This window comes from Synechococcus sp. MW101C3 (assembly GCF_002252635.1).
Classification (GTDB): Bacteria; Cyanobacteriota; Cyanobacteriia; order PCC-6307; family Cyanobiaceae; genus MW101C3.
The window spans coordinates 236,064-258,458 of sequence record NZ_NQKX01000006.1 but is presented as its reverse complement, the minus strand read 5'-3'; the positions used below and the strand labels follow the sequence as shown (position 1 = coordinate 258,458).

The 22,395-nt window shown below is 67.8% G+C and carries 22 protein-coding genes and 1 tRNA gene; 10 read left to right on the top strand and 13 right to left on the bottom strand.

Features of this window, described 5'->3' with window-relative positions; genetic code table 11:
* The first annotated feature begins 282 nt into the window (after positions 1–282).
* The gene (locus CJZ80_RS09600) at positions 283–1,458 is read left to right on the top strand and encodes a class I SAM-dependent RNA methyltransferase (protein ID WP_094512763.1); all 1,176 of its coding nucleotides are present in this window, start codon (positions 283–285) and stop codon (positions 1,456–1,458) included.
* A 61-nt stretch (positions 1,459–1,519) separates the two neighbouring features.
* Here CJZ80_RS09600 and CJZ80_RS09595 read toward each other — a convergent pair whose 3' ends face one another.
* Complete coding sequence (locus CJZ80_RS09595) at positions 1,520–1,924, bottom strand: phage holin family protein (RefSeq protein WP_094512762.1); 405 nt, start codon at positions 1,922–1,924, stop codon at positions 1,520–1,522.
* Positions 1,921–2,337, bottom strand: a complete 417-nt coding sequence (locus CJZ80_RS09590; protein ID WP_094512761.1) for a hypothetical protein — start codon at positions 2,335–2,337, stop codon at positions 1,921–1,923. The genes CJZ80_RS09595 and CJZ80_RS09590 overlap by 4 nt, the downstream gene beginning before the upstream one ends.
* 111 nt (positions 2,338–2,448) lie before the next feature.
* On the opposite strand from CJZ80_RS09590, the gene smc reads away from it, so the two are divergent.
* Together smc and CJZ80_RS09580 are read left to right on the top strand one after the other, a co-directional pair.
* On the top strand, positions 2,449–6,033 hold the full coding sequence (gene smc / locus CJZ80_RS09585; protein ID WP_094512760.1) for a chromosome segregation protein SMC: 3,585 nt from the start codon (positions 2,449–2,451) through the stop codon (positions 6,031–6,033).
* 79 nt (positions 6,034–6,112) lie between these two features.
* Complete coding sequence (locus CJZ80_RS09580) at positions 6,113–7,312, top strand: PRC-barrel domain-containing protein (RefSeq protein WP_094512759.1); 1,200 nt, start codon at positions 6,113–6,115, stop codon at positions 7,310–7,312.
* A gap of 136 nt (positions 7,313–7,448) precedes the next feature.
* On the opposite strand, the gene msrB is transcribed toward CJZ80_RS09580, so the two are convergent.
* From msrB to CJZ80_RS09565, 3 genes are all read right to left on the bottom strand, one after another.
* Positions 7,449–7,889: a peptide-methionine (R)-S-oxide reductase MsrB gene (gene msrB / locus CJZ80_RS09575; RefSeq protein WP_094512758.1), complete on the bottom strand. Its 441-nt coding sequence runs from the start codon at positions 7,887–7,889 to the stop codon at positions 7,449–7,451.
* Positions 7,890–7,927: 38 nt separating this feature from the next.
* Positions 7,928–9,199, bottom strand: coding sequence for a glycosyl transferase (locus CJZ80_RS09570; RefSeq protein WP_094512757.1), 1,272 nt, complete (start codon positions 9,197–9,199; stop codon positions 7,928–7,930).
* A gap of 15 nt (positions 9,200–9,214) precedes the next feature.
* Positions 9,215–9,296, bottom strand: a tRNA-Leu gene (locus tag CJZ80_RS09565).
* 228 nt (positions 9,297–9,524) lie between these two features.
* On the opposite strand from CJZ80_RS09565, the gene accC reads away from it, so the two are divergent.
* Positions 9,525–10,874, top strand: coding sequence for an acetyl-CoA carboxylase biotin carboxylase subunit (gene accC / locus CJZ80_RS09560; RefSeq protein ID WP_094512756.1), 1,350 nt, complete (start codon positions 9,525–9,527; stop codon positions 10,872–10,874).
* Between the two features lie 154 nt (positions 10,875–11,028).
* Here accC and CJZ80_RS09555 read toward each other — a convergent pair whose 3' ends face one another.
* A complete protein-coding gene (locus CJZ80_RS09555; RefSeq protein ID WP_094512755.1) occupies positions 11,029–11,358 on the bottom strand; it encodes a YggT family protein in 330 nt (109 codons plus the stop codon).
* Between the two features lie 78 nt (positions 11,359–11,436).
* Between CJZ80_RS09555 and psbX the strand changes: the two genes are divergently transcribed.
* The 5 genes from psbX (at position 11,437) to CJZ80_RS09530 (ending at position 15,565) form a co-directional block, all read left to right on the top strand.
* Positions 11,437–11,559 (top strand): photosystem II reaction center X protein, encoded by a 123-nt coding sequence (gene psbX, locus CJZ80_RS09550; protein WP_094512754.1) that lies wholly within the window; start codon positions 11,437–11,439, stop codon positions 11,557–11,559.
* 312 nt (positions 11,560–11,871) lie between these two features.
* Positions 11,872–12,885 (top strand): Ycf66 family protein, encoded by a 1,014-nt coding sequence (locus tag CJZ80_RS09545; RefSeq protein WP_094512753.1) that lies wholly within the window; start codon positions 11,872–11,874, stop codon positions 12,883–12,885.
* A 55-nt stretch (positions 12,886–12,940) separates the two neighbouring features.
* Positions 12,941–13,459 (top strand): Tol biopolymer transporter periplasmic protein, encoded by a 519-nt coding sequence (locus CJZ80_RS09540; RefSeq protein WP_233132950.1) that lies wholly within the window; start codon positions 12,941–12,943, stop codon positions 13,457–13,459.
* Entirely contained in the window at positions 13,456–13,941 is a 486-nt protein-coding gene (locus CJZ80_RS09535; protein WP_094512752.1) for a hypothetical protein, read from the top strand. The genes CJZ80_RS09540 and CJZ80_RS09535 overlap by 4 nt, the downstream gene beginning before the upstream one ends.
* A 91-nt stretch (positions 13,942–14,032) precedes the next feature.
* Positions 14,033–15,565 carry a DUF2079 domain-containing protein gene (locus CJZ80_RS09530; RefSeq protein WP_094512751.1) on the top strand — a complete coding sequence of 511 codons (1,533 nt, stop codon included), beginning with the start codon at positions 14,033–14,035 and terminating at the stop codon, positions 15,563–15,565.
* A gap of 21 nt (positions 15,566–15,586) precedes the next feature.
* Here CJZ80_RS09530 and CJZ80_RS09525 read toward each other — a convergent pair whose 3' ends face one another.
* Genes CJZ80_RS09525 through CJZ80_RS09515 form a run of 3 tightly spaced genes read right to left on the bottom strand, consistent with a single transcriptional unit; the run spans position 15,587 to position 18,224 of the window.
* Entirely contained in the window at positions 15,587–15,814 is a 228-nt protein-coding gene (locus CJZ80_RS09525) for a chlorophyll a/b-binding protein (protein WP_144037003.1), read from the bottom strand.
* A 7-nt stretch (positions 15,815–15,821) separates the two neighbouring features.
* Positions 15,822–17,807: an ABC transporter ATP-binding protein/permease gene (locus CJZ80_RS09520; protein WP_094512750.1), complete on the bottom strand. Its 1,986-nt coding sequence runs from the start codon at positions 17,805–17,807 to the stop codon at positions 15,822–15,824.
* Between the two features lie 57 nt (positions 17,808–17,864).
* Entirely contained in the window at positions 17,865–18,224 is a 360-nt protein-coding gene (locus tag CJZ80_RS09515) for a histidine triad nucleotide-binding protein (RefSeq protein WP_094512749.1), read from the bottom strand.
* Between the two features lie 56 nt (positions 18,225–18,280).
* Between CJZ80_RS09515 and CJZ80_RS09510 the strand changes: the two genes are divergently transcribed.
* Positions 18,281–19,909, top strand: coding sequence for a YifB family Mg chelatase-like AAA ATPase (locus CJZ80_RS09510; RefSeq protein ID WP_094512748.1), 1,629 nt, complete (start codon positions 18,281–18,283; stop codon positions 19,907–19,909).
* Positions 19,910–20,282: 373 nt separating this feature from the next.
* On the opposite strand, the gene rpsU is transcribed toward CJZ80_RS09510, so the two are convergent.
* The 4 genes from rpsU to def all read right to left on the bottom strand — a co-directional run bounded on the left by rpsU (position 20,283) and on the right by def (position 22,372).
* Positions 20,283–20,453 carry a 30S ribosomal protein S21 gene (rpsU, locus tag CJZ80_RS09505; RefSeq protein WP_006172073.1) on the bottom strand — a complete coding sequence of 57 codons (171 nt, stop codon included), beginning with the start codon at positions 20,451–20,453 and terminating at the stop codon, positions 20,283–20,285.
* Positions 20,454–20,509: 56 nt separating this feature from the next.
* On the bottom strand, positions 20,510–21,499 hold the full coding sequence (locus tag CJZ80_RS15940; protein WP_094512747.1) for a DUF3747 domain-containing protein: 990 nt from the start codon (positions 21,497–21,499) through the stop codon (positions 20,510–20,512).
* Positions 21,500–21,562: 63 nt separating this feature from the next.
* Complete coding sequence (locus CJZ80_RS09495) at positions 21,563–21,760, bottom strand: hypothetical protein (protein ID WP_094512746.1); 198 nt, start codon at positions 21,758–21,760, stop codon at positions 21,563–21,565.
* A gap of 6 nt (positions 21,761–21,766) precedes the next feature.
* Positions 21,767–22,372 (bottom strand): peptide deformylase, encoded by a 606-nt coding sequence (gene def, locus CJZ80_RS09490; protein WP_094512745.1) that lies wholly within the window; start codon positions 22,370–22,372, stop codon positions 21,767–21,769.
* Between the last annotated feature and the right edge of the window lie 23 nt (positions 22,373–22,395).

Below are 22,395 nucleotides of genomic sequence, written 5' to 3'. Positions count from 1 at the left end.
TCTCCCTATAGGAGTCAGGCAGCCACAGGGGCGGTCTGACGGGAGAAACGAACGATGTTGTTCGCTGTTACGGGTTTGCTCTTACCGAGCAGGCTTCAGTCACCCTCCTCATACCCCGTCGAAACCATTGCAGCCCCTGGAGGCCCGCAGAGGCGGGAATGGAGCTGAGCGGAATCGAACCGCTGTCCGAAGCACCGGTGTGAGCCACCTAGTCCGCCCGAGGACGGACCTTGTCATTGTGGCAGCAGTGAAGGCACAGGGCATGGGGGAAAGCCGGTGGGCATGACCGAACCTGTCGCTGCCGTGGCGGTGCTGCCCCAGGGCCTGGAGCAGCAGGGCGCTGAGGAGCTGGCCCAGCTCGGTGCCAGCGATGTGCGGCCCTTACGGCGGGCGGCCAGCTTTCGGATCGAGCCGGCGGGCTTCTATCGCGTGCTGCTGGAGGCGCGTCTGCCCTTTCGCCTGCTGCGGCGCCTGGCGGTCTTTCCCTGTGCGGGCGCCGATGCGCTCTACGACGGCATCCAACGGGCAGCCGACTGGGACCACTGGCTGCCGCCGGACGCCAGCTTCCGCGTCGATGTGACCGGCTCGGCCCCGGGCCTCAACCACAGCCACTTCACGGCCCTGCAGGTGAAGAACGCTCTTGTGGATCTGCAGCGCCAACGCCACGGCCGCCGCTCCGGCATCGACCTGGACCATCCCGATCTCAGCCTGCAACTGCACCTGGGCGGCGGCCAGGCGCAACTGAGCGTGGAAGCCGCCGGCAGCAGCCTGCACCGCCGCGGCTGGCGGGCGGCCATGGGCCTGGCGCCGCTCAAGGAGAACCTGGCCGCCGGCCTGATCGCCTGCACGGGCTGGGATGGCCAGGTGCCGCTGGCGGATCCGCTGTGCGGTTCCGGCACCCTGCTGATCGAGGCGGCCTGTCTGGCGCTGGCGCGGGCTCCGGGGCTGCTGGATGACGCCAACGGTCAGCCCCAGCCGCGCCGTTTCGCGATCGAGGGCTGGCCCGACTTCGACCCGGAGCTGTGGCGGCAGGCGGTGGCTGCTGCCGCCTGCCGCCGCCGCACCGGTCTGGCCGACGGCAGCCCGTTGGCGCCGATCGTGGGACGCGAGCAGAACGCGGACGTGCTGGAGCAGGCACGCCACAATGCCGCCGCGGCCGGTGTGGCCCCCTGGATCGACCTGCAAGCCGGTGATGTGCGGGACTTCCAGCCCCCGGAAACCCCCGGCGTGCTGGTCTGCAACCCTCCCTATGGCGAGCGCCTCGGCGCCGACGACGATCTGGAGGCGCTCTACAGCGATCTCGGCCGCCTGCTCAAGGAGCGCTGCTCCGGCTGGTCGTTGTGGCTGCTGAGCGGCAACGCCGCCCACACCGGCGCCCTGCGCATGAAGGCCAACCGGCGCGTTCCGGTGAGCAACGGCGGAATCGATTGCCGCTGGCTGAATTACACGATCCGCTGAACTCTTCCGCTGAACTCTTCCGCTGAACACCTCCGCTGATCGCGACCGCCTGGCGCGTGCCTCAGCGGCCCAGAATCGCTCGCGTGGTCTTGGTCAGGCCAGCGGTGGTCTGGGGCAGGTAGGGCCCCTTGGTGAGCTGCCCGCCGATGCGCAGGAACAGCCCGGCCAGCACCAGATCGAGGGCCATCACGGCCAGCACCGACCGGATCCAGCCCCAGGCCAGCCCCAGCTGCAGCCAGAGCACCAGGGCCAGCTGGCTGGCCACCGTGGCCAGTATCACCATGCTGATGCCCGCACCGAGCAGCAGGCCGCCGCTGATCAGGCGGCGCTTCTCCTTGTCGGCCTCCTGCAGGGCGATGCGCACGTGCAGGTCCATCACCGAAGCCACCAGGGCGGTGATGCGTCCCGCTGCCATGCGGCCCACGCCGGCGCCCTCGTCGTTGCGGCGGTGGTTGTCGCCACTCATTCGGAGCGCCGCCCGGTGGAGAGCAGCAGGCCGACCACGACCCCGACGGCCGCCGCCACGCTCACGGCCAGCAGGGGGCGCTCACGTACTGGCTTCTCAAGGCGGGGCCGCAGGCTGGTGTTCAGGTCGTCGAGCAGGTTCTCCAGCTGCTCCTCCAGGGGACCGATGCGATCGGCCAGCTGGCGGGTCTGATCGGAGGCGCCATGAAGCAGATCCAGCAGCTGGCCACGCACTCCGCTGACGGTGCGGCCGGTGTGCTCGGCGATCAGGGAGGCCACCTCGTCGAAGCTGCCGCGGGTGGCTTCTAGGGTTTCCTTTGCCACCTGGGGCCATTCCTGCTGGATGGTGGGCAGCAGGGCCTCGAACCGCTCGCGGAACCGTTCGGCGCTGAGCGTCGGGGTGTGCTGATCCATGGGGCTGCCCGGGGGTGACGCTTGCGGTTCCAGGCTAAGCAGCGCCTCGCGGGTGGGGGTTGAGATTGTGTCGGAGTCCGATAGATTCGGCCTGCTCGAAGCGCGGGCCTGTTGGTTCACATCAATCAGGTCGAGTTCAAACATTTCAAGTCGTTCGGCGGATCGCTGGCGATCAGCCTCGAACCCAATTTCACCGTGGTCACCGGGCCGAACGGTTCGGGCAAGAGCAACATCCTGGATGCAGTGCTCTTCTGCCTGGGCCTGGCTTCCAGCCGCGGCATGCGGGCCGAGCGCCTGCCGGATCTGATCAACAGCGCCGTGTTGCGCCAGGGCAAGGCCGCCGAAACGGTGGTGAGTGTGCGCTTTGATCTCGGCGACTGGCAGCCGGATGGCACCGAAGAGGGCCTTGAAGCCCCGGCAGAGGGCCCCTGGATCCAGGCCGGCCAGCGCGAATGGACCGTGAGCCGGCGCCTGAGGGTGGCGCCAGGCGGCACCTACAGCAGCAGCTACAGCGCCGATGGCGTGCCCTGCAACCTGCAGCAACTGCAGACCCAGCTGCGGCGCCTGCGGGTGGATCCGGAGGGCAGCAACGTGGTCATGCAGGGCGATGTCACCCGCATCGTGTCGATGAGCGCACGTGAGCGGCGGGGCCTGATCGACGAACTGGCGGGCGTGGCCCTGTTCGACAGCCGCATCGAGCAGACCCGCGCCAAGCTCGACGAGGTGCAGGAGCGACAGGAACGCTGCCGCATCGTTGAGCAGGAGCTGCTGGCTAGCCGCCAGAAACTCGAGCGCGATTGCGCCAAGGCCCGCTTGTACCAGGACCTGCGCCAGCAGCACCACGACGGCCGCCTGCAGGAACAGCTGCTGCGCTTCGAGCAGGCCCAGGCGCAACGCGCCGACGTGACGCGCCGCCAAACGGCGCTCACGGCGCAGCAGGACGCCGACCGGCTGGCCATCGCTGCCGCCCAGGAGGCTCTGGAGCAGAACGCGCAGCAGCTTGAAGCCCTGCAAGCGGAAGTGAAGGCCCTCGGCGAAGACCAGCTGCTCGGCGTTCAGGCCGAACTGGCCGGCCTCGACTCCAGCAACCGGGAACTGGCCCGTCAGGGCGAGCGGAATCAGCAGGAAGCCGAGCAATTGCAGCAGCAGCGCCAGGCGCTCAGCCGCCAGCAAGGGGAACTGCGGCAGCAGCAGCACGCCCTCACGGGCGACGACGATCGCCAGGAGCTGGAGGCGGCCGAGCAGGCCTGCCACAACGCTGAAGCAGCCGTCAACCTCTCGCGGCGTCGGCTGGGCGAGGTGGCCGGGCGTTCGGGCAGCTGGCTGGAGGCACAGAAGCGACGCAGCCAGCAGCGCAGCCAGCTGCAGAGCGTGATTGCCCCGTTGCTGGAGGAGCGGCAGCAGTTGGCTGAGCGGTTGCGCCAGCAGCAGGAGCGCCTGCTGGAACTGGGCGCCGAGCTGGAGGGCGGCAGCGGCGACGACCAGGAGCTGCAGCAACGGCGGGCCGGTCTGGAGACGGAAACCCTCGCGCTGCAGCGCACCCTGGCCGGGCAGCAGCAGCAGGCCCAGCAGCTGGCCGAAGCCCTGGCGCTGCAGCAACGCACCCGCGCCCGGCTGGAGCAGGAACAGATCGGCCTGGAGCGTGACATCGCACGCCTGGAAAGCCGCCGCGAAACCCTGCAGGAAAGCCGGGGCACCGGCGCGCTGCGCTTGCTGCTCGAATCCGGCCTGGAGGGCATCCACGGCCCTGTTGCCCAGCTGGGCGATGTGGAGGAACGGGTACGGCTGGCGCTGGAGGTGGCGGCCGGGGCGCGCCTGGGCCAGGTGGTGGTCGACGACGATCGCATCGCCGCCCGGGCGATCGAGCTGCTCAAGAGCCGCCGGGCCGGCCGGCTCACCTTCCTGCCCCTGAACCGCATCCGCGGCGGCAGCAGCCAGGCGGCGCCCAGCAGCTGGAGCAACCCCGGTGGGCTGGTGGGGCGGGCGGTGGATCTGATCCGCTACGAGCCCGTCTACGGCGAGGTGTTCCGCTACGTGTTCGGCGACACGCTGGTGTTCGAAGACCTCTCCAGCGCCCGCCAGGAACTGGGGCGTTGCCGCGCCGTCACCCTGGAGGGCGAGCTGCTGGAGCGCAGTGGCGCCATGACCGGCGGCAGCCTGCAGCAACGCAGCGACAGGCTCAGCTTCGGCAGCAGCGGCGAGCACGACGAGGCCGAACCGTTGCGGCGGCGCCTGCTGGAACTGGGCGAAAGCCTGGTGGCCTGCCGCCGCCAGGAGGCTGAGCTGGGGCGCCAGCTGGAGCAGTTGCGGCCGCTGCTGCAGGGACATCAGCAACGGCTGGCCGGCCTTGAAGCCGAGCGCGCTGCCACTGAGCGGGCTACCGGCCCCCAGCTGGAGCGTCTGCGGCAGCTCAACGAGCGCCTCGCGCACACCCGCGCCGCCGAAGCTGCCGATCAGCAACGCCACAGTGAGGTGGTGGCGCTGCTGGAAGCTCCGCAGCAGCAGCTGGCGGCCCTGGAGCAGGAGGAGGCCGCCGCCCAGGGCAGCGGTGACAGCGACCGCTGGCAGGGGCTGCAGCAGGAGCTCGAAAGCGCCGATGCCGCCTTGCACGAGGCCCGCCAGCACCGCGACGCCCTGCTGACGGCGCGCCGGGAACGCACCCTGGCGGCGGAGCGGCTCGGCCATCAGCTCGACGCCCTGGCCAGCGAGGAGCAGCGACTGCGTCAGGCCGTGCTCGCCTTGTCTGAAGCCCATGGCCAGTGGCGGGAGCGGCAGAGCGAGGCCCTACAGCGCCGAGCCGCCCTGGAAGCCCAGCAAAGTGCGCTGCAGGAACGTTTCGGGGAGCGGCGGCGCGCGCGCGATGAGGCCGAAGCCCGCCTCGCGGCCGCACGCCTCGCCCTGCAGCAGCAGCAGTGGGATCTGCAGCGGCTGCAGGAGGAGCTCGCTGCACTGGCTGAGCAGGAGCGGGGGCTGGGGCTGCGGCTGGAGGCGATGCAGCGCGAGCTGCCTGATCCCCTGCCGGAGCTGCCGGCGGGCGTGCGCGAGGCGGGGCTGGCGGCACTGGAGCAGTCGCAGCTGCGGCTGCAGCAGCGGATGGAAGCGCTGGAGCCGGTGAACATGCTTGCCCTTGAGGAGCTGGAGGTGCTGGAGCGGCGGATTGCCGAACTGGAGGAGCGCCTCGAGGTGCTCAGCAAGGAACGGGAGGAGCTGCTGCTGCGAATTGAAACCGTGGCCACGCTGCGTCAGGAGGCCTTCCTGGAGGCCTTCCAGGCTGTGGACGGGCACTTCCGCACGATCTTCGCCGGGCTCTCCGATGGCGAAGGACACCTGCAGCTGGAAAACCCGGAGCAACCGCTGGAAGGGGGACTCACCCTGGTGGCCCACCCCAAGGGCAAGGCGGTGCGGCGGCTGGCCTCGATGTCAGGGGGGGAGAAATCGCTCACGGCGCTGAGTTTCCTGTTTGCCCTGCAGCGCTTTCGCCCTTCTCCCTTCTATGCCCTCGACGAGGTGGACAGCTTCCTCGATGGGGTGAACGTGGAGCGGCTGGCCGCCCTGATCGCCAGCCAGGCGGACCAGGCCCAGTTCCTGGTGGTCAGCCACCGGCGCCCGATGATCGCGGCCGCCACCCGCACGATCGGCGTCACCCAGGCCCGTGGCGCCCACACTCAGGTGGTGGGTCTGCCCACTGCCGCCTAGACCGAACCCCCAGCACCGGGGTCGTGGGTCACAATGACCCCCAGCCCCAATGTCGCCGACACCCCGCGGGATCTGGCCGTTGACCTCTTCCATTCCTCCTTCCGCCGATCCCGCCGCCGCCGCACCCAGCGACCGTCTCTGGCTGCGGTCGGAGCTGATGGGCACCCAGGTGATCACCCGTGACACGGGGCGCCGCCTCGGGGTGGTGGGCGAGGTGGTGGTGGACATTGACCGGCGTGAGGTGGTGGCCCTCGGCCTGCGCGACAACCCCCTCACCCGCTTCCTGCCGGGCCTGCCCCGCTGGATGCCGCTCGACCGCATCCGTCAGGTGGGCGATGTGATCCTGGTGGATTCCGCCGATTCGCTGGCGCAGGGGTTCAATCCCGAGCGCTATAGCAAGGTGATCAACTGCCAGGTGATCAGCGAGTCAGGCGAGCAGCTCGGCCGGGTGCTCGGCTTCAGCTTCGACATCGAGACCGGTGAGCTCACCACCCTGGTGCTGGGGGCCCTCGGCGTGCCCCTGCTGGGCGAGGGGGTGCTGAGCACCTGGGAACTGGCGGTGGAGGAGGTCGTCAGCAGCGGCCCCGACCGCATCATTGTGTACGAGGGGGCGGAAGAAAAACTCAAGCAGCTGGGCACGGGCCTGCTCGAGAAGCTCGGCATCGGCGGCCCCAGCTGGGAGCAGGAAGAGCGCGATCGCTTCCGCCAGACGATGGTGCCGGTGGAGAACCAACTGGCTTCCGGGCAGCCCAGCGTCCAGGAGCAGCGCCGGATCCAGCCCGCCACCAACCGGGCTGTGGAGCCCAGCGTCGATCAGGAGCTCGAATATGTGGAGCTGGAGCGGCGGCGGCAGGAGCCGCTGCGTCAGCGCCGCTACCTCGACGACGAGGAGGGGGAGTCTTATGGCCGTGGCGAGTCGCGCCGCTTCGACCGCGACGACGACCGGGGCTTCAACCGGGAAGAGGGCCGTGGCCATGGCAACGACGAGGTCCGCGGCCTCGGTCGTCCTCAAGACCGGGACTTCATCCGCGGCGAGGAGAGCGGCTACGGCAATGACCAGCCCGGCCGTGAACCACTGGAACCCCTTGACCCTCTCCCGCCACGCTCAGAGCGCACGCTGCCCCTGCGCGAGCGCCCTCTTCAGGCGCGCCCGGACAGCCGTCGGCGCCCACCCATGGCCGAGGATCCCGTCGATGTGGACGTGGAGCCGTACAGAGATGAGGATGTGACCGATCAGGCCGCTCGGCGCCGCCGTAACGATTTTGAAGATCCCTGGTGATCACGGCCTTCTGTGATGAAGATCCACTGTCACAGCGCGGCCTGAAGTGATGCGGACTGTAGGCTTGGCAGCCAAGACTGATTGCGCCCGTCGCTAATCATTGCCTGGGCTGATCACAGCGCTCGTGGAGCGATTTTCATCCTGCCCCTTCCTTCGGTTCAAAGTCGAGCGAAGCCGAGTTCACGCAGTACCGCAGACCGGTGGGCGCTGGACCGTCGGTGAACAGGTGTCCAAGGTGCGCCTCACAGTTGGCACAGCGGATTTCCGTGCGCACCATGCCGTGGCTGCGGTCTTCAACGGTGGTGATCGCCTTGGGATCGAGGCCGCTCCAGAAGCTGGGCCAACCGGAGCCGGAGTCGTACTTGGCGTCGGAGGTGAACAGCCGGGTGCCACAGCAGACGCAGTTGTAGTGCCCGGCCTGCTTGTTGTTCCAATAGGCACCGGTGAAGGCCCGCTCCGTGCCCCCGAGGCGCGCCACCTGGTATTGCTCAGGCGTGAGCTTCTGCTGCCAGATCTGATCCGCTTCCGCCGGGGTGGGAGCGGGGGAGGAAGCGGCAGCTGAATCGGAAGGGGCCATGGCCGGAGGCGACGAGCGGCGAGAAGGCAGCCCTCAACCTACGCAGTGGGAAGCAGATCAGTCACCATCGCGGCCAGAGCGGCCACAGCTCCGGGCTGCCCCCGCAAGCTGCGCAGGTCCTCCCGCTGCCCCGCCAGACGGTCCGGATGGGACAGCCAGTCAGCGGCTTCAGCGGCGATCTCCTGGGGAAGGATCGGCCCCACCCGCTCGGGCACCACAGCCCGCCCGGCGGAGATGTTCGGCCAGGCAAGGAAGCCGCGCTGGCGCATCCGCCAGGCGGTAAGCGCCACCCCCAGCAACCAGCGCAGCAGCGGCAGGCGTGCCACCAGCCCCAGCCATCCGTCCCAGGCCTGCATCACCTGAAGATGCTGGGTGGGCACCAGCACGATCATCGGCACCCCGAGGGCGCCGAGCTCGGCAGTGTTGGCGCCCACGGTGGTGAGGGCAAGGGCGCACTGGCTCAGCGCCCCGTGGGCGGGATGCTGCTCCACCAGCAGGATGCGCGTGCCGGCGGCGGTTTCCAGCCAGCGGGATGGTGCCTCGGCGGAGGGCTCTAGCAAGCGGGGCTCGCTGCTGCCGTAGTGCCGTTGCAGCGGATTGGCGGGTCCGGCCAGTGCGAGCAGTTCGGCCACGGTGGTGGTGGGTGCCACGGGTAACAGAAAGCGGCAGTCGGGCCGCAGAGCGGCGAGCCGGTCGGCGGTGTCGAGCAGAAAGGGCACCCCCACCAGCAACTTGGCGCGCTTCGAACCTGGCAGCAGGGCCACCCACTGGCCGGCCGGCAAGGGCGCCTCAGCACGGGCCGTCTCGGAGAGGTCAGCCATCAGATCGCCCACGATGGTGCAGCGGTGGCGCCAGCGGGCGGGCAGGCGGCGCTCAGCCTCCGTACCCATCGCAGCAATCCGGTCGTTCCAGCGAGGCCAGCGCGCCACCCACTCCGCGTAGGTGAGGTGGCGATAGCCGAGGCGGGCCTTGAGCAGCACCGTCCAGAACTGGTCGCCGCCCAGGAACACCACCACACCCCTGGCCGGCCAAGGGCCATAGCGGCGGGGACGCAGCAGCAGCTTCCAGAACCTGTCGGCTGGCACTATCGAGTTGAACAGGCCAAGCCTTTCGGCGGCCTGGCGCTCATGGCCGGTGGCATTCGGGCAGGGAACCAGCACCAGCCGCAGCTCGGTGGCCGCCTGAGGCTGGCGGGGACGCAAGGCCAGGGACGCATGCAGCCGTTCGGCCAGAGGCCGCACCCAGGTGGTGAGTTCACCGGGGCCGTTGCAGACCAGCACGATCGCTGTGGCGGACGGCGGGCCGGTCAAGTTGGGGAAGAGAAATGCGGATGGCGAGACTTGAACTCGCAAGGCCGAAGCCACACGCCCCTCAAACGTGCGTGTCTACCAATTCCACCACATCCGCGTGGCCGTCAGGGGCGAACCCCCTTCGACTCGTCAATATACCGATCGCCCGGCCCACCCTTCCGCTGCGCCCCACACCTCGCGCGATGGCACAGCGCAGATGGGTCAGCACCAACCATCAGCGCTTAACTGGTGGGCCGCTTCCACCGGGCCGGCTGCCGGGATGGCACCGGGCGGCAGGCGCTTGATTGAGCGCTGATACAGTCCGCTGCGCCTAGATGCATATGGGATGCCCATCGGCAAGCTGCTGATCGCCAACCGGGGCGAAATCGCGCTGCGAATCCTGCGTTCCTGCCGAGAACTGGGCATTGCCACAGTGGCCATCTACAGCACTGTGGATCGCAACGCCCTGCACGTGCAACTCGCCGATGAAGCGGTGTGCGTGGGCGAGGCGCCCAGCCGAAAGAGCTATCTCAACATTCCCAACATCATCGCGGCGGCCATCTCCCGCGGCGCTGACGCCATCCATCCCGGCTATGGCTTCCTGGCCGAAAACGACCGGTTTGCTGAGATCTGCGCCGCACACGGCCTCACCTTCGTGGGTCCTTCGGCGGAGGCGATCCGGGCGATGGGCGACAAATCCACCGCCAAGGCCACCATGCAGCGGGTGGGTGTTCCCACCGTGCCGGGCAGCGAGGGCCTGCTGGCCGATGCCGAGACGGCAGCGGCAGTTGCCGCGGCCATGGGCTATCCGGTCATGATCAAAGCCACCGCCGGTGGCGGCGGGCGGGGCATGCGGCTGGTGCCCGATGCCGACCAGCTCGAGAGCCTGTTCAAAGCGGCCCAGGGCGAGGCCGAGGCTGCTTTCGGCAATCCTGGCCTCTACATGGAAAAGTTCATCGACCGGCCCCGGCACGTGGAAGTGCAGGTGCTGGCCGACCGCCACGGCAACGTGGTGCATCTTGGGGAGCGCGACTGCTCGATCCAACGCCGTCACCAGAAGCTGCTGGAGGAAGCGCCCAGCCCGGCGCTTGATGCTGACCTGCGTCAGCGCATGGGGGAAGCGGCGGTGGCAGCGGCCCGCAGCATCACCTACGAAGGCGCCGGCACCGTGGAGTTCCTGCTTGACAAGAGCGGTGCCTTCTACTTCATGGAGATGAACACCCGCATCCAGGTGGAGCACCCGGTCACGGAGATGGTGACCGGCATCGACCTGATCGCCGAGCAGCTGCATATCGCCGGTGGTGAGCCCCTGCGCATGCGGCAGGCCGATGTGCAGCTGCGCGGGCACGCCATTGAATGCCGCATCAACGCCGAAGATCCACAGAAGAATTTCCGGCCAGCGCCGGGGCGCATCTCCGGCTGGCTGCCTCCGGGCGGGCCTGGAGTGCGGGTCGACAGCCACGTCTACACGGGCTACGAGATTCCGGTTTTCTACGACTCCCTGATCGGCAAGCTGATCGTGTGGGCACCCGATCGTGAGGGCGCCATCCGGCGCATGCGGCGCGCGTTGATGGAATGCGCCATCACAGGCATCTCCACCACGATCGACTTCCACCTCAGCCTGCTGGACCGGCCCGAGTTTCAGCGCGGCGACATCCACACCAAGTTCGTGGAGCAGGAGATGCTGCCAGGCTGATGCCGGCAGATCAGCCAGTGGTTTGCCGGCTGGCAGTTCTGGCTGCTGGTTCGGGGCCGGCGGCGTTCAGCCACCACTCTGTGACGGGCGGCTTGTCGGTGGTGGTTCGGCCAGCACTCTGAGGATGTCTCCTTTTCGCCCCGGGCGAACCGGTTCAGCCTGCCCCCAGGGTGGATCCATGCCGCGCCACAAGGGTGAGCAGGCCCTGCTGGCCCAGCAGCAACTCGCGCACCAGGCTGATCAACCCCACCCAGATCACCGGTGTCACGTCGACGCCACCGATCGGCGGCACCACGCGGCGGGTGGTGGCCAGCAGCGACTCCGTGGGCCAGCCGATCAACCGCATGGCGCCCCGCTGCAGATCGATCTGGGGGTACCAGGTGAGCACGATGCGGAACAGAAACAGCAGGGTCCAGGCGCCCAGCACCAGACCCAGCAGCAGGTTCAGCGCCGGCAGCGAACGCAGCAAGGTTGCAGCCGTCACAAAGCTCTAAGCAGAAAGGCCATTGATCGTAGGAAGCGGTGGCCCTTGACTAGGATCCCAGCCTCCACCAGCGCCACCATGACCCCTTCCCTCGCCAACTTCCTGAGCAGCCTCGTGTGGGGAGCGGTGATTGTGGTGATCCCCATCAGCATCGCGCTCGTGCTGATCAGCCAAACCGACCAGGTCGACCGCAAGCTCTGATCCGCTTGACCAACACGGCCAGCGCTCGCACAGGCAGACCCAAGCGTCGAGAAGCAGCCCGGCCTTGAGCTACTGGAGGCCACGCCGGTCTCCAGTAGCAGTGCGTTGCAAAGATCCGCCGCAGAGCTCCGCAGGATCGGCCTGCAGAACGCAACCGGCAGGCTCCCGTCACTGGCTTGATTGCTGCTCACCGTTGGTGCGGCAACGGTGAATGGGTCTTCCCGGCCGCGCTCTGGACATGTCCCTAAAGTGCTTGAACGGGTTCTCCAGTCGGAGGATGCGGACGTCCGTTCTGCCTGAGGTCTTCCAGACGTGGTTAATGCCAGCCTGAACTGGGCGAGCATCGTCGGCATCGTGTTGGCCGTCGGCGGAGCCTTTCTCTATTTCATGAGGAGCTTCAAGCCCGCCCTCGCTCGCGACTACGACGTTTTCTTCGCGGCGATCGGCCTCCTCTGCGGTGGGATCCTCTTCTTCCAGGGCTGGCGCCTCGATCCGATCCTCCAGTTCGGTCAGTTTCTGCTGGCCGGCACCACCGTCTTTTTCGCCTACGAGAGCGTGCGCCTGAGGGGCGTCACCACCGAGCAGGCCCGGCGCTCCTCCTTCTTCGACGACGACGAACCCCTGCCACCTCCCGCCCGTGGCCGCATGGGTGGCGGCGACTGGAACCCCGATGTCGACCGCCTGGAAGAACCCCAGCCCCTGCGCCGCAGGATCCGTTCACGCGAAGCGGAACCCGAAGACGACGACTTCTACCGTCCGCGCCGCACCGCCCGCCCTGCCATCCCCGAGCGGGCCGCCAGCCGCCGCCCCGCCGACACCGACGACTGGGATCCTGCCCCCCGCTCCCCCCGCGTCGACGACCGCCCGGCCGCTGTGGATCCCGGCTTCCGCGCAGGCTCATCCCCCCGCAGCACTGCAGCCCCCAGCTCAGGCCCCGCCTTCGGCGCTCGCCGTCGTGATCGGGATGTGGCTGCGGAGCCGCGCCGAGGCACCCGCCCTACCGCCAGCGGCGAGTCTGTTCCCCGCTCCAGCCGGCGCACCGGCAACGCCCCTGTTCAGGGTGCCGGTCCACTACCCGGCGGCGCTGAGCCCTCGTCACGGCCCGCAGCCGGGGTACCCATGGGTTCACCGCTGCGCGGCGGTCTTGGCGGTGCACCAGCCTCCGGCAGCACCCCTGATCCGGCCAGCGACGCGGATTACACACCGTTGCGCTCCAGCAGCAGCGCCAGTGCTCGAAATGCGTCCGGTGCTGCCGGTGCCCGCAGTGCCTCCAGCAGCGCTCGCCCTGGCTCCAGCCGCGACAACAGCTCCCGTTTCGACGACTGACCTCCAGCCACCGGTGAGAGCTCTGGGCTGGGGCCAGCCATGCCCCCTGCGCTGGGTGCCCTGGCTATTGGCCCTGCAGCTGGTGGTCTGGCTCTCAGGCTGCGGGCTGGGCCCGAGCAGCCGGCCGGCCCCCTCCACCGGCCTCGGACCCGAGGCGCGCCAGGAGCCGGCATTGAGCGGGGATGGCCGGCTGCTGGCCAGCCTGGTGGAGCGCGGCGGGCGCACCACCGTGCTGCTCCAGGAGCGGCTCAGCGGCAGAGTGATTCCCCTGCGCCACCTGCAGCGGCAGCAGCCCCACAGCTCCCCGTCGTTGAGCTGGAACGGTCGCTACCTGGCCGTGATCGTGCAGCGGGGTGAGCGGCGCCTGGCGGTGATCGAGGACCGTGCCAACGGCCGTGGCATTCCCCTGCCCCTGCCGGGAGGCCAGGAGCCCGAGCGACTCAGCCTGGCCCCGGACGGCCGGCGCCTCGCCATGCAGTTGGTGCGAGGCGGCCAGCGGCAGGTGGAACTGTTCGATCTCAGTGGTCTGCTCGAACCCGATCTGCCGCCCGGGCTGGCAGTGCCGGGGCGATGAGGAAGCCGCCGACCCTGGTTGTTGGATTGCTGCTGGTCGGTCTGGCCGGCTGCAGTGCCTCCCCCCTGCGGCCGCTGGTACCGATCAACCAGGCCCTGGAGCAAGCCGGCGCCACTGGGCGTGAGCCGTCCCTGGCCAGCGGGTGGCTGGCCCTGATCAGCGGCCGCCAGGGCCGGGAGCAGGTGGTTCTGGTCGATCTGCGGACCAACCGGCCGGTTCCCGTGCCGGGACTGAACCGCCCCGATGCCCAACCGGTGAGCGCCAGCGTGGATGGGAGCGGTGAGCGGCTGGCGGTGGTGCGGCAGCGGGACGGCCGCACCGAGCTGGGGCTGTACCGGCGCTCGATCCAGGGGTTTCAGCCTCTGCCGCTGGATCCAGCGGGGGTGCCGCGCCAGGTGAGCCTCAGCAGCGATGGGCGCCAGCTGGCGGTGGAGGTGAGCCGCGGCGGGATCTGGCAGGTGGACCTGCTGGAGCTGCCATGAACCGAAAACCCGGCGCGATGGCCGGCCCCGGCATGGGTCATCAGGCAGGTGCGACGGCGGAGTGGGGGCCCTCACAACCTGCTGTGGAAGCATGGCTGAGGCAGGAGATGGGCACGGCATGACCGAATCAAGAAGAATGGAATCAACGCCCTCGCCGGGCAACAGGGCCGGAACCACCGCTGGCGTCAACGGTGCCGATCGGAAGGTTCCGCGTGGCCTGTGGCTGGCCTCTCTGGCCCTCTTCGTGGTGTTCTTCCTGAGCGCCTCCTACCGCCATTACACCCTTTCTTCCAGTGCCTTCGACCTCGGCATCTTTGATCAGGCTGTGTACCTGATCAGCCAGGGATTGCCACCGATCTCCTCTTACCTGGGCTTTCACATTCTTGGCGATCATGCCTCGTGGATCTTCTACCCCCTGAGTTTGCTGTACAGGATTCATCCATCGGTTCAGTGGCTGTTCGCCGTTCAGGCATTCAGCCTGGCAATCAGTGGGCCAATCGTCTATCTGATCGCGAAAGATTTTCGACTGAGCGATCAGGACGCAAGGCTGATGGCCTTCATCTACTTCCTCTATCCGGTGGTGATCAATGCAAGTGTTTCCGACTTCCATCCCGAAATCATTGCCATTCCATTTCTCTTCTTGGCCATCTACAGCCAGCGGAGAGGCCATCTCTGGATGACCCTTCTGGCGATCGGAGTGGTGTTGGCCTGCAAGCAGGCCCTGGCGCTCACATGCATCGGGCTTGGTGCCTACTTCCTGATCAGGCGGGACCGCAGGACAGGCCTGTTGGTGATGGGCCTGTCCACCCTCTACCTTGCCCTGATCATTTCGGTCGTTACCCCATCATTCGGGGGTGGGGTGATAAAGCACGACTGGATTGGCCGGTTTTTCAGCTATCTCGGTAATTCCCACCAAGAGGTGGTCACAACCATCCTGTTCAACCCGATGGTTCTGATTCGCCATCTGTTCTCCGTTGAGAATGCCTTCTACCTGTTCCTGCTGATTCTCCCTGTCATCTTCACCAGCAACATCAAGGCATTTCCCGAACTGATGGGTGCCACTCCTGCGCTGTTGCTGAATCTGCTGAGCGATCACCCCAATCACAAGGGGCTCATGCTCCATTACAGTTTGCCGATCGTTCCGTTCATCATTCTGTTTGCGATTTCCTCGCGAACCTACGGCTTTCCGAAGATCCGATCCAGCCTTTTGCTTGTGTGGGCTGTCCTGTGCATGTTCGGGTTAACGAAGTTCATCAGGATCATGACGAACCATTCGTCTTTTGAGCGGATTGAAGAGGCCCATCGCGTTGTGTCGTTGATTCAGCCAGACTCGGCAGTTCTGGCTCCCATCGACATCGCTCCCCACCTCTCCCATCGAAGAGTGATCAGCAAGCGCCTGCACAGTGATGGCGAGCGATACATGACATCAAAGTTCCTGCAGCACTACGACTACATTCTGCTGAATGGCTCCGATTCGAAGAAGGATCGCGTGCTGCAACGGCGACTCAAGGCCGATCAATCCTTCCGCATGATCTACCAATCTCCTGATTTCATGCTCTTTCGCACCAATCACCCCCTGCCCTGGTCCCCATCGGTGCTCAAATCGGTGGATGTGTTCTCATGAGAACCCTGCCCCAAGCCAGGCTCAGGGCACCAGGCCAGCCCAGTGCAGGAAGGTGTCACCGCTGAGGGCTTCGATCAGCAGCACGGAGGCAAAGCCGATCATCGCGAAGCGGCCATTGACCCGTTCGGCATAACCGCTCCAGCCGAAGGCAGGGGCATCGGCCGTGGTGGCGCTTGTGGGAGCTGGCACGGCGGGATCTGCCGCTTGAGCAGTGGCCTGGTCGGTGGCGGGTTCCGGATCGGTGGGCATGGGGCGTTCAGGTTCGAGTGAAGTCATAGCCGGTGGCCGGCAGCAGGCGCCAGCCGCCCTGGCCATCCAGTTCGAGCACGGTGTCGTGGAAGGCGGCCAGGGTGGGGCGGTGGCCCACGCTCACAAAGGCCATGTCCCGCTCGGTGAGCAACTTGTAGAGATGCTTCTCGGTGTTCACATCGAGGGCGCTGGTGGCCTCATCGAGCACCACGAACCGCGGCGAGTTGAGCAGCAACCGGGCGAAGGCCAGGCGCTGCTGCTCGCCGAGGGAGAGGAGGCGGGGCCAGTCCTGCTTGATGTCAAGGTCGGGGTAGCGGCGCACCAGCTCCGGCAGGCGCACCTCTTCCAGGACGCTGCGCAGGTGGTCGTCGCTGAAGCGCTCAGGCTGCTGGGGGTAGCAGAGCTGTTCCCGCAGGCTGCCCAGGATCATGTAGGGCTTCTGGGGAATGAACAACAACTCCGCCAGCGGTGGCCGCTCCACCGTGCCGGCCGCAGCCGGCCACAGGCCACTCACCATGCGCAGAAACGAGGTTTTGCCGCAGCCGCTGGGGCCCACCACCAGCAACCGCTGAGCAGGGCCCACCTCCAGGCTGATGTCGTGAATCAGGCGGCGGTCGGTGTGGGGTGGCACCAGATCCGCATGCTTCACGAGGATGGTCTGGTGTGAGGCATCTGCCAGCAGTGAATCCTGGTAGCTGCGTTCGCGGGCCTGGCTGCCGATCTCATCCACCTTGAGCTGGAAGCCCTCCAGGCGGCTGATGCTCGCGGAAAAGGCCGCCAGGCGATCGATGTTGTTGACGATGTAACTGACCGAGAACAACACCTGACTGAAGGCGATGCTCGCCTGCCCGAACACGCCGAAATCAACTTCCTTTGCGAAATAGACCGGAGCGATCACCAGCCAGGGCAGAAAGCGCGAGAAGTAGTCGTAGGAGCGCTGGATCACCTGGATCAGCGCCTCCCACACGATCAGCTTGTTGTAGTTCACGATCGCGCCACTCAGCCGGCGCTCCGCCTCTTTGCCTTCCTGCTGCTCACCGCGATAGAAGGCAATCGACTCGGCGTTGTCGCGGATGTGAACGAGGCCATAGCGGAAATCGGCCTCCAGCTTCAGCTGCTGATAGTTCAACGCCACCAGCTTGCGGCTGGCGAACACGATCAGTGCGGTGCCCCCCAATGAATAGGCCAGCAGGAGCAGCGCGAGGTTCACGCTGATGCTCCACAGCACAATGATGAAGCTCACGAAGGTGAGCAGCGCGGAGAGGATCTCCACCGTGACGCTCAAGCTGGTGCCAGTGAAGCTGGCAGTGTCCTGAGAAATCCGCTGGTCAGGGTTATCGATCTCCTGCAGGGATTCGTCGTTGGGATTGAGGATGTAATAGGCGCGGTTCGAGAGGTAGCGGGTGAGCAGTCGACCGCTCAACCACTCGCGCCACAGCAGGCCAAGCTTGGGGATCAGGTAGCTCTGCGTGGCGCGGATCGGCAGAGCCAGCACCAGGCAGAAGGCATAAATCGCCACGATCTTCCAGAAGCCGTCCTGGTCGTAGGCCACCAGGGCGTTATCAACGTTGCGGGCCACAAAGCTGATGCCCACGTTGATGCCGTTGATCACCAGGATCAACAGCGTGATCACGCCGATCAACAGCCAGGGAAGCCAGCGGCCCTGGCGCAGCTTCGCCCGGAAGCTGCTGAACACCGCCAGGCCGCCGGCGAACAGGGCCATCACTACCGGACCGATCGGGCCGGTCCAGAGCGCGGCCACCTGCTCGGGCACCCCTGGCAAGAAGCGGCTGCGCAGATCGGGAATGAGCACACCCGCGGCGGCCACCGAGCCGGTGAGCAGCAGCAGGGTGACGCCCACCACCACCGCAAGCAGGGACAGCACCAGCAGCAGGAATTGCCAGGAACTGCTCTCCTCCAGCGGGAGGAAGTAAGGCTGGGCCAGGCGCTGCAGCTTGCCGAGCTGCTCGCGGAACGCCTTGAAGAAGCTCATGGACCGTGACAGGTCCGCCCATTGTCGCCGCTGGCAGGGAGCGGTGGGAGGGGGCGGTCAGCCCGGTGGCCAGTGCAATGGACGCCCACCGATCACATGCACATGCAGGTGAAAGACGGTCTGGCCGGCTTCGGCGCCGTTGTTGATGACGGTGCGCCACCCCGTGAGCCCCTCCTGGCGGGCCACCCTGGCGGCCACCAGCAGCAGATGCCCCAGCAGGGCCTCGTGTTCCTCCCCTGCGGCATTGAGATTCACCAGGGGTTCACGTGGGATCACCAGCACGTGCACCGGCGCCTGGGGGTTCACATCGCGGAAGGCCAGGCAGAGGTCGTCGGCGTGGACCTGATCGCAGGGGATCTCACCGCGCAGGATCCGCCCGAAGATCGTGTCGGCCGCAGGTGGGGTGCTGGAGGCCATGACGCCACAGGGCAGAACAGGGCGGGAACCGGTGAGGTGACCCTGGTTTCCGATCGATGTTGGCACGCTGCAACAGCGCCGCCCTGCTGGGACTGGAGGCGGCGCCGGTGGTGGTGGAGGTGGACATCGCCCCGGGCCTGCCGGCCCTGCAGCTGGTGGGCCTCTCCGACACCGCCGGCCGCGAATCCCGCGAGCGGGTGCGGGCGGCGCTGCGCAACAGCGGCTTCCGGCCCCCGCTCACCCGGGTGATCGTGAGCCTGGCTCCAGCCGACCTGCGCAAGGAGGGGCCCGCCTTCGATCTGCCGATCGCCCTGGGCGTGCTGCTGGCCAGCGGCCAGCTTGATCCCCAGCGGCTGATCGGCGTCTGGAGCACCGGCGAGCTGGGCCTCGATGGCACCCTGCGGCCTGGGCGCGGGACGCTGGCCCTGGCCCTGGCCGCCAGGCAGGCCGGCGCGCGGGCCCTGGTGGTGCCGGCCGCCAACGGCGCTGAGGCGTCCCTGGTGGAGGGGCTCACGGTGTGGCCGGCCGAAACGCTGCAGCAGGTGGCCCAGCTGCTCTTGGATCCAGCCCTCGCCTGCCCCTGCCGGCCCGCCGCAGGTAAGCCGGTAGGGGCAGGCGAGGGGGCAGCGGCGGATCTGGCCGATGTGCGGGGGCAGCACCACGGCCGGCGGGCGCTGGAGATCGCCGCAGCCGGACACCATCACCTGCTGCTGGTGGGCCCTCCGGGCAGCGGCAAGACGATGCTGGCCCGCCGCCTGCCGGGACTGCTGCCACCGCTGCCGCCGGAGGAAGCACTCGAGCTCACCCAGGTGGTCTCCGTGGCAGGTCTGCTGAGCGGCGAGGCGGGCCTGATCCGCCAGCGGCCCTTCCGCGCCCCCCACCACAGCTGCACCGCCACGGCCCTGGTGGGAGGCGGGGCGTTGCCGCGGCCGGGTGAACTGTCGCTGGCCCATCACGGCGTGCTGTTTCTCGACGAGCTGGCTGAATTCCAGCGGGCCGTGCTCGATCAGCTGCGCGAGCCGCTGGAGGAGGGGGAGGTCTGGATCAGCCGCCAGCGCCAGCGAACCCGCTTCCCCTGCCGGATAGCGCTGGTGGCGGCCACCAATCCCTGCCCGTGCGGCTGGTTCGGCGATCCGCTGCGCAGCTGCCAATGCCCGGAAGGGGTGCGCCAGCGTTACTGGGCGCGCCTGTCGGGGCCACTGCTGGATCGGATCGATCTTCAGGTGGTGATGCGGCGCCTGGAGGCTGATGAGCTGGTGGGGCTCCCCGCCGCCAGCGGCGAGGGCGGCGGCCATAGCCCACCGCCCAGCAGCGGGGCGGTGGCGGAGCGGGTGCGGCAGGCGCGCGAACGGATGACGCGGCGAAACCCGGCAGGGCAAGCGAACAGCGCCTTGACGGGCGAGACTCTTCGGCAGCATCTGGCGTTGTCGGCGGCGGCGCTGGAGCGCTGGCGCGGCGCGATCCGGCAGCGGCGGCTCTCGGCCCGTTCAGCCGAACGGCTGGTGCGGGTGGCGCGCACGATCGCTGATCTCGAAGCCAGCAACGAGGTGCAGGCCTCCCACCTGGCGGAAGCCCTCACCTATCGCTCCTTCGATCAGCTACAAACCGGCGCCGACCAGCTGCTGAGTGGAGGCAACCAGCTGCTGAGTGGGGGCAAGCAGCAGGTCCGGGGAGACACGGGTTGAACCATGGACAGTCGGAAAGCGCCGCGGACTACCCGCTCAAGCGCAGGCAGCCAGGCGATCGGCTGGATGAGGCGGCGAGTCAGAGAGGAGCGGGCCAGCCGGTTCAGCGGGCCAACGGGCTGAACCCCTGCCCCCGCCGCGGGGCGGATGGGACGGAGACCGGATAGGACCTGCCGCCGAACGGACAACACACGGCTGACAAAGCCGGGCTGACGACACAGGGCTGAGGACGCGGGACCGACGAAGCCGGACCTACCGAGCCGATGGCCAGGTTTCCTGGAAACACGAAAACCCCACGGAACAGAGGTTCCGCAGGGTTGAGCCGGCGTGGTGCTGGGAATGCGGCAGTGAGCGTTCCGAGCGGTCGGCTGGATCAGCGGCGGCGGCGGCGCTGCTGGGCCTTGCGCTTGTACTTCTCGGTGGGGGTTTCGTGGTGACGCAGGCGCTTGAGGTCGGCAAAGATCCCTGCCTTGGACACCTGACGCTTGAACCGGCGCAGCGCCGATTCGATGCCTTCATTTTCGCCGACGGTGACCTGGGTCATGAACCACGCAGTGGGGCTGGAGATTGCTCAATGTAGCAACTGCCTCCGCCCTGGCTTCACCGAGTGCGCGGTGCTGAGGTTGGCGCCGGCGGAACCACCGGGGGCGGCGACAGGGGAACAGCGGTGCGCGTGGCACCGGTAGCGGGCGCTGAGCCGGTCGGTGCTGCAGCACCCGCTGGCGATGAGGGACGCGGGACGGTGGTGCGGGGCGCTGTGGTGCTGGGCCCGGTGGTGGCAGGGGCCGTGGTACCGGGTGCCGTTGCACCGGGAACCGCCGTGCGTGGAGCGGTGGCGCTGGGGGTAGTGCTTCGAGGAGTGCTGCTGCCGGGGACCGCAGGCGCGGAAGTGGGGCGGGCGGCTGGGGTCGTGGGCTGTGGTGTTGTGGCCCCTGGTGTTCCACGGCCCGCAGGGGCGGGAGCGGTGCTGCCAGGAGCTGTGCCCCCTGGTGCACCCGATCCGGCCGGGGCGGCCGTTGTTTCGCCCGGCCAGTTATCGCGATAGATGTAGACGTGGCCGAGGGCACGGGTGCCGAAGTGACGGCGCTTCAGGCGCCACCCCGGCTCCGGTGTGAACTGAAGGAAGCCGGCGGCCTGGCCGTTGGTGCGAGCCAGGATCATCTCGGGGCCGGTTTTGCCACGGTGCGGCGTGGCCAGCAGGATGTTGTCGTTGCCGCTGCGCACCACACTGATCCGATACACGGTGGCCAGATCGTTGTCACCCACCCGCAGCGAATAGCCGTTGGCGTCGATGTAGCGGGTGCAGATGCCGGTGAAGTCGAAGGTGCCCAGCAACGGATCGACGCGGGCCGGATTGGCGCCGGACACAGCGAAGCAGGGACGGCGGTTGGTGACCTGTTCATAGATGTTGAGCTGGGCGCGACTGCCGTCCCCGATCGGCGCGGCCACCAGCACGAAGCGCTCCTGCGCCACATCTCGGGCACCGAACAGCGCCCCTTGGGCATGGAGAGGTGCAAGGGACCCGCCCACCGCAACGACGCCGAGCGCGGACAGGAATGGCAGGGCGCGGATCGGCCGGAGATGTCGCATCGGAGGTGCCCAGCGGCAGGAGGTGCCGATGGTAGAAGTGAGGCCCGAGGGTGCCAGCCCCCCTTAGGCCGGCTTGTTGAGACGAATTGCGACCAGCAGGCTGAGGACCGTGCCGGGCAGGCAGGCCGCCAGGATCAGACGGGTGGTGGCGATCCCGAGATCTGGGTCGCCATAGGAGAGCTCAAACACTGAGCCTGTGGCGGCGATGCCCAGCAGGCAGGCGAGCGCCAGGAACACCCCGGCAAACGGTTTCATCGGCATTGGGCGTCAGCGCAGGGAGTGGACGGCGGCGCGCTCGAACCCATGCTCCTTGAGCCCATCGTTGAGGCTCAGTTCATCGGTGACGCGGTCGACGAACAGCACTCCATGGAGATGGTCCATCTCATGGAGCAGGCAGCGGGCCAGCAGGCCATCGGCCTTGATCCGCCGGGGCCTGCCGTGCTCGTCACGGAAGCTCACCTCGGCGGTGGTGGGACGAACCACCTGCAGATACACGCCGGGAATGCTCAGGCAACCTTCTTCATAGGTGGTGAGCGAGCCGCTGGTGGCGCCAATCTCGGGGTTGATGAACACCTGGGGCGGGGTGGCCGGGTTCTCGGGATCGAGATCGATCACCACGAGCTGCTTGTGGACACCCACCTGGGGCGCGGCCAGGCCGATGCCATGGGCGGCATACATGCTGCGGAGCATGTCGCGGGCGAGATCCCGCACCGCTTCATCCACCTTGCTGATGCGTTTGGCCGGTTGGCGCAGCGCGGCATCGCCGAGGGTGTGAATGGTCAGCGGGGGGTGATCCAGCACCTCCTTGGAGACGTGAACCCCACGGCTGGTGAGCTCCGCCTGGCGGGCCATTTTGGCGAAGCTGCTGGCCAAGGCATCACCTGAAACGATGGGTG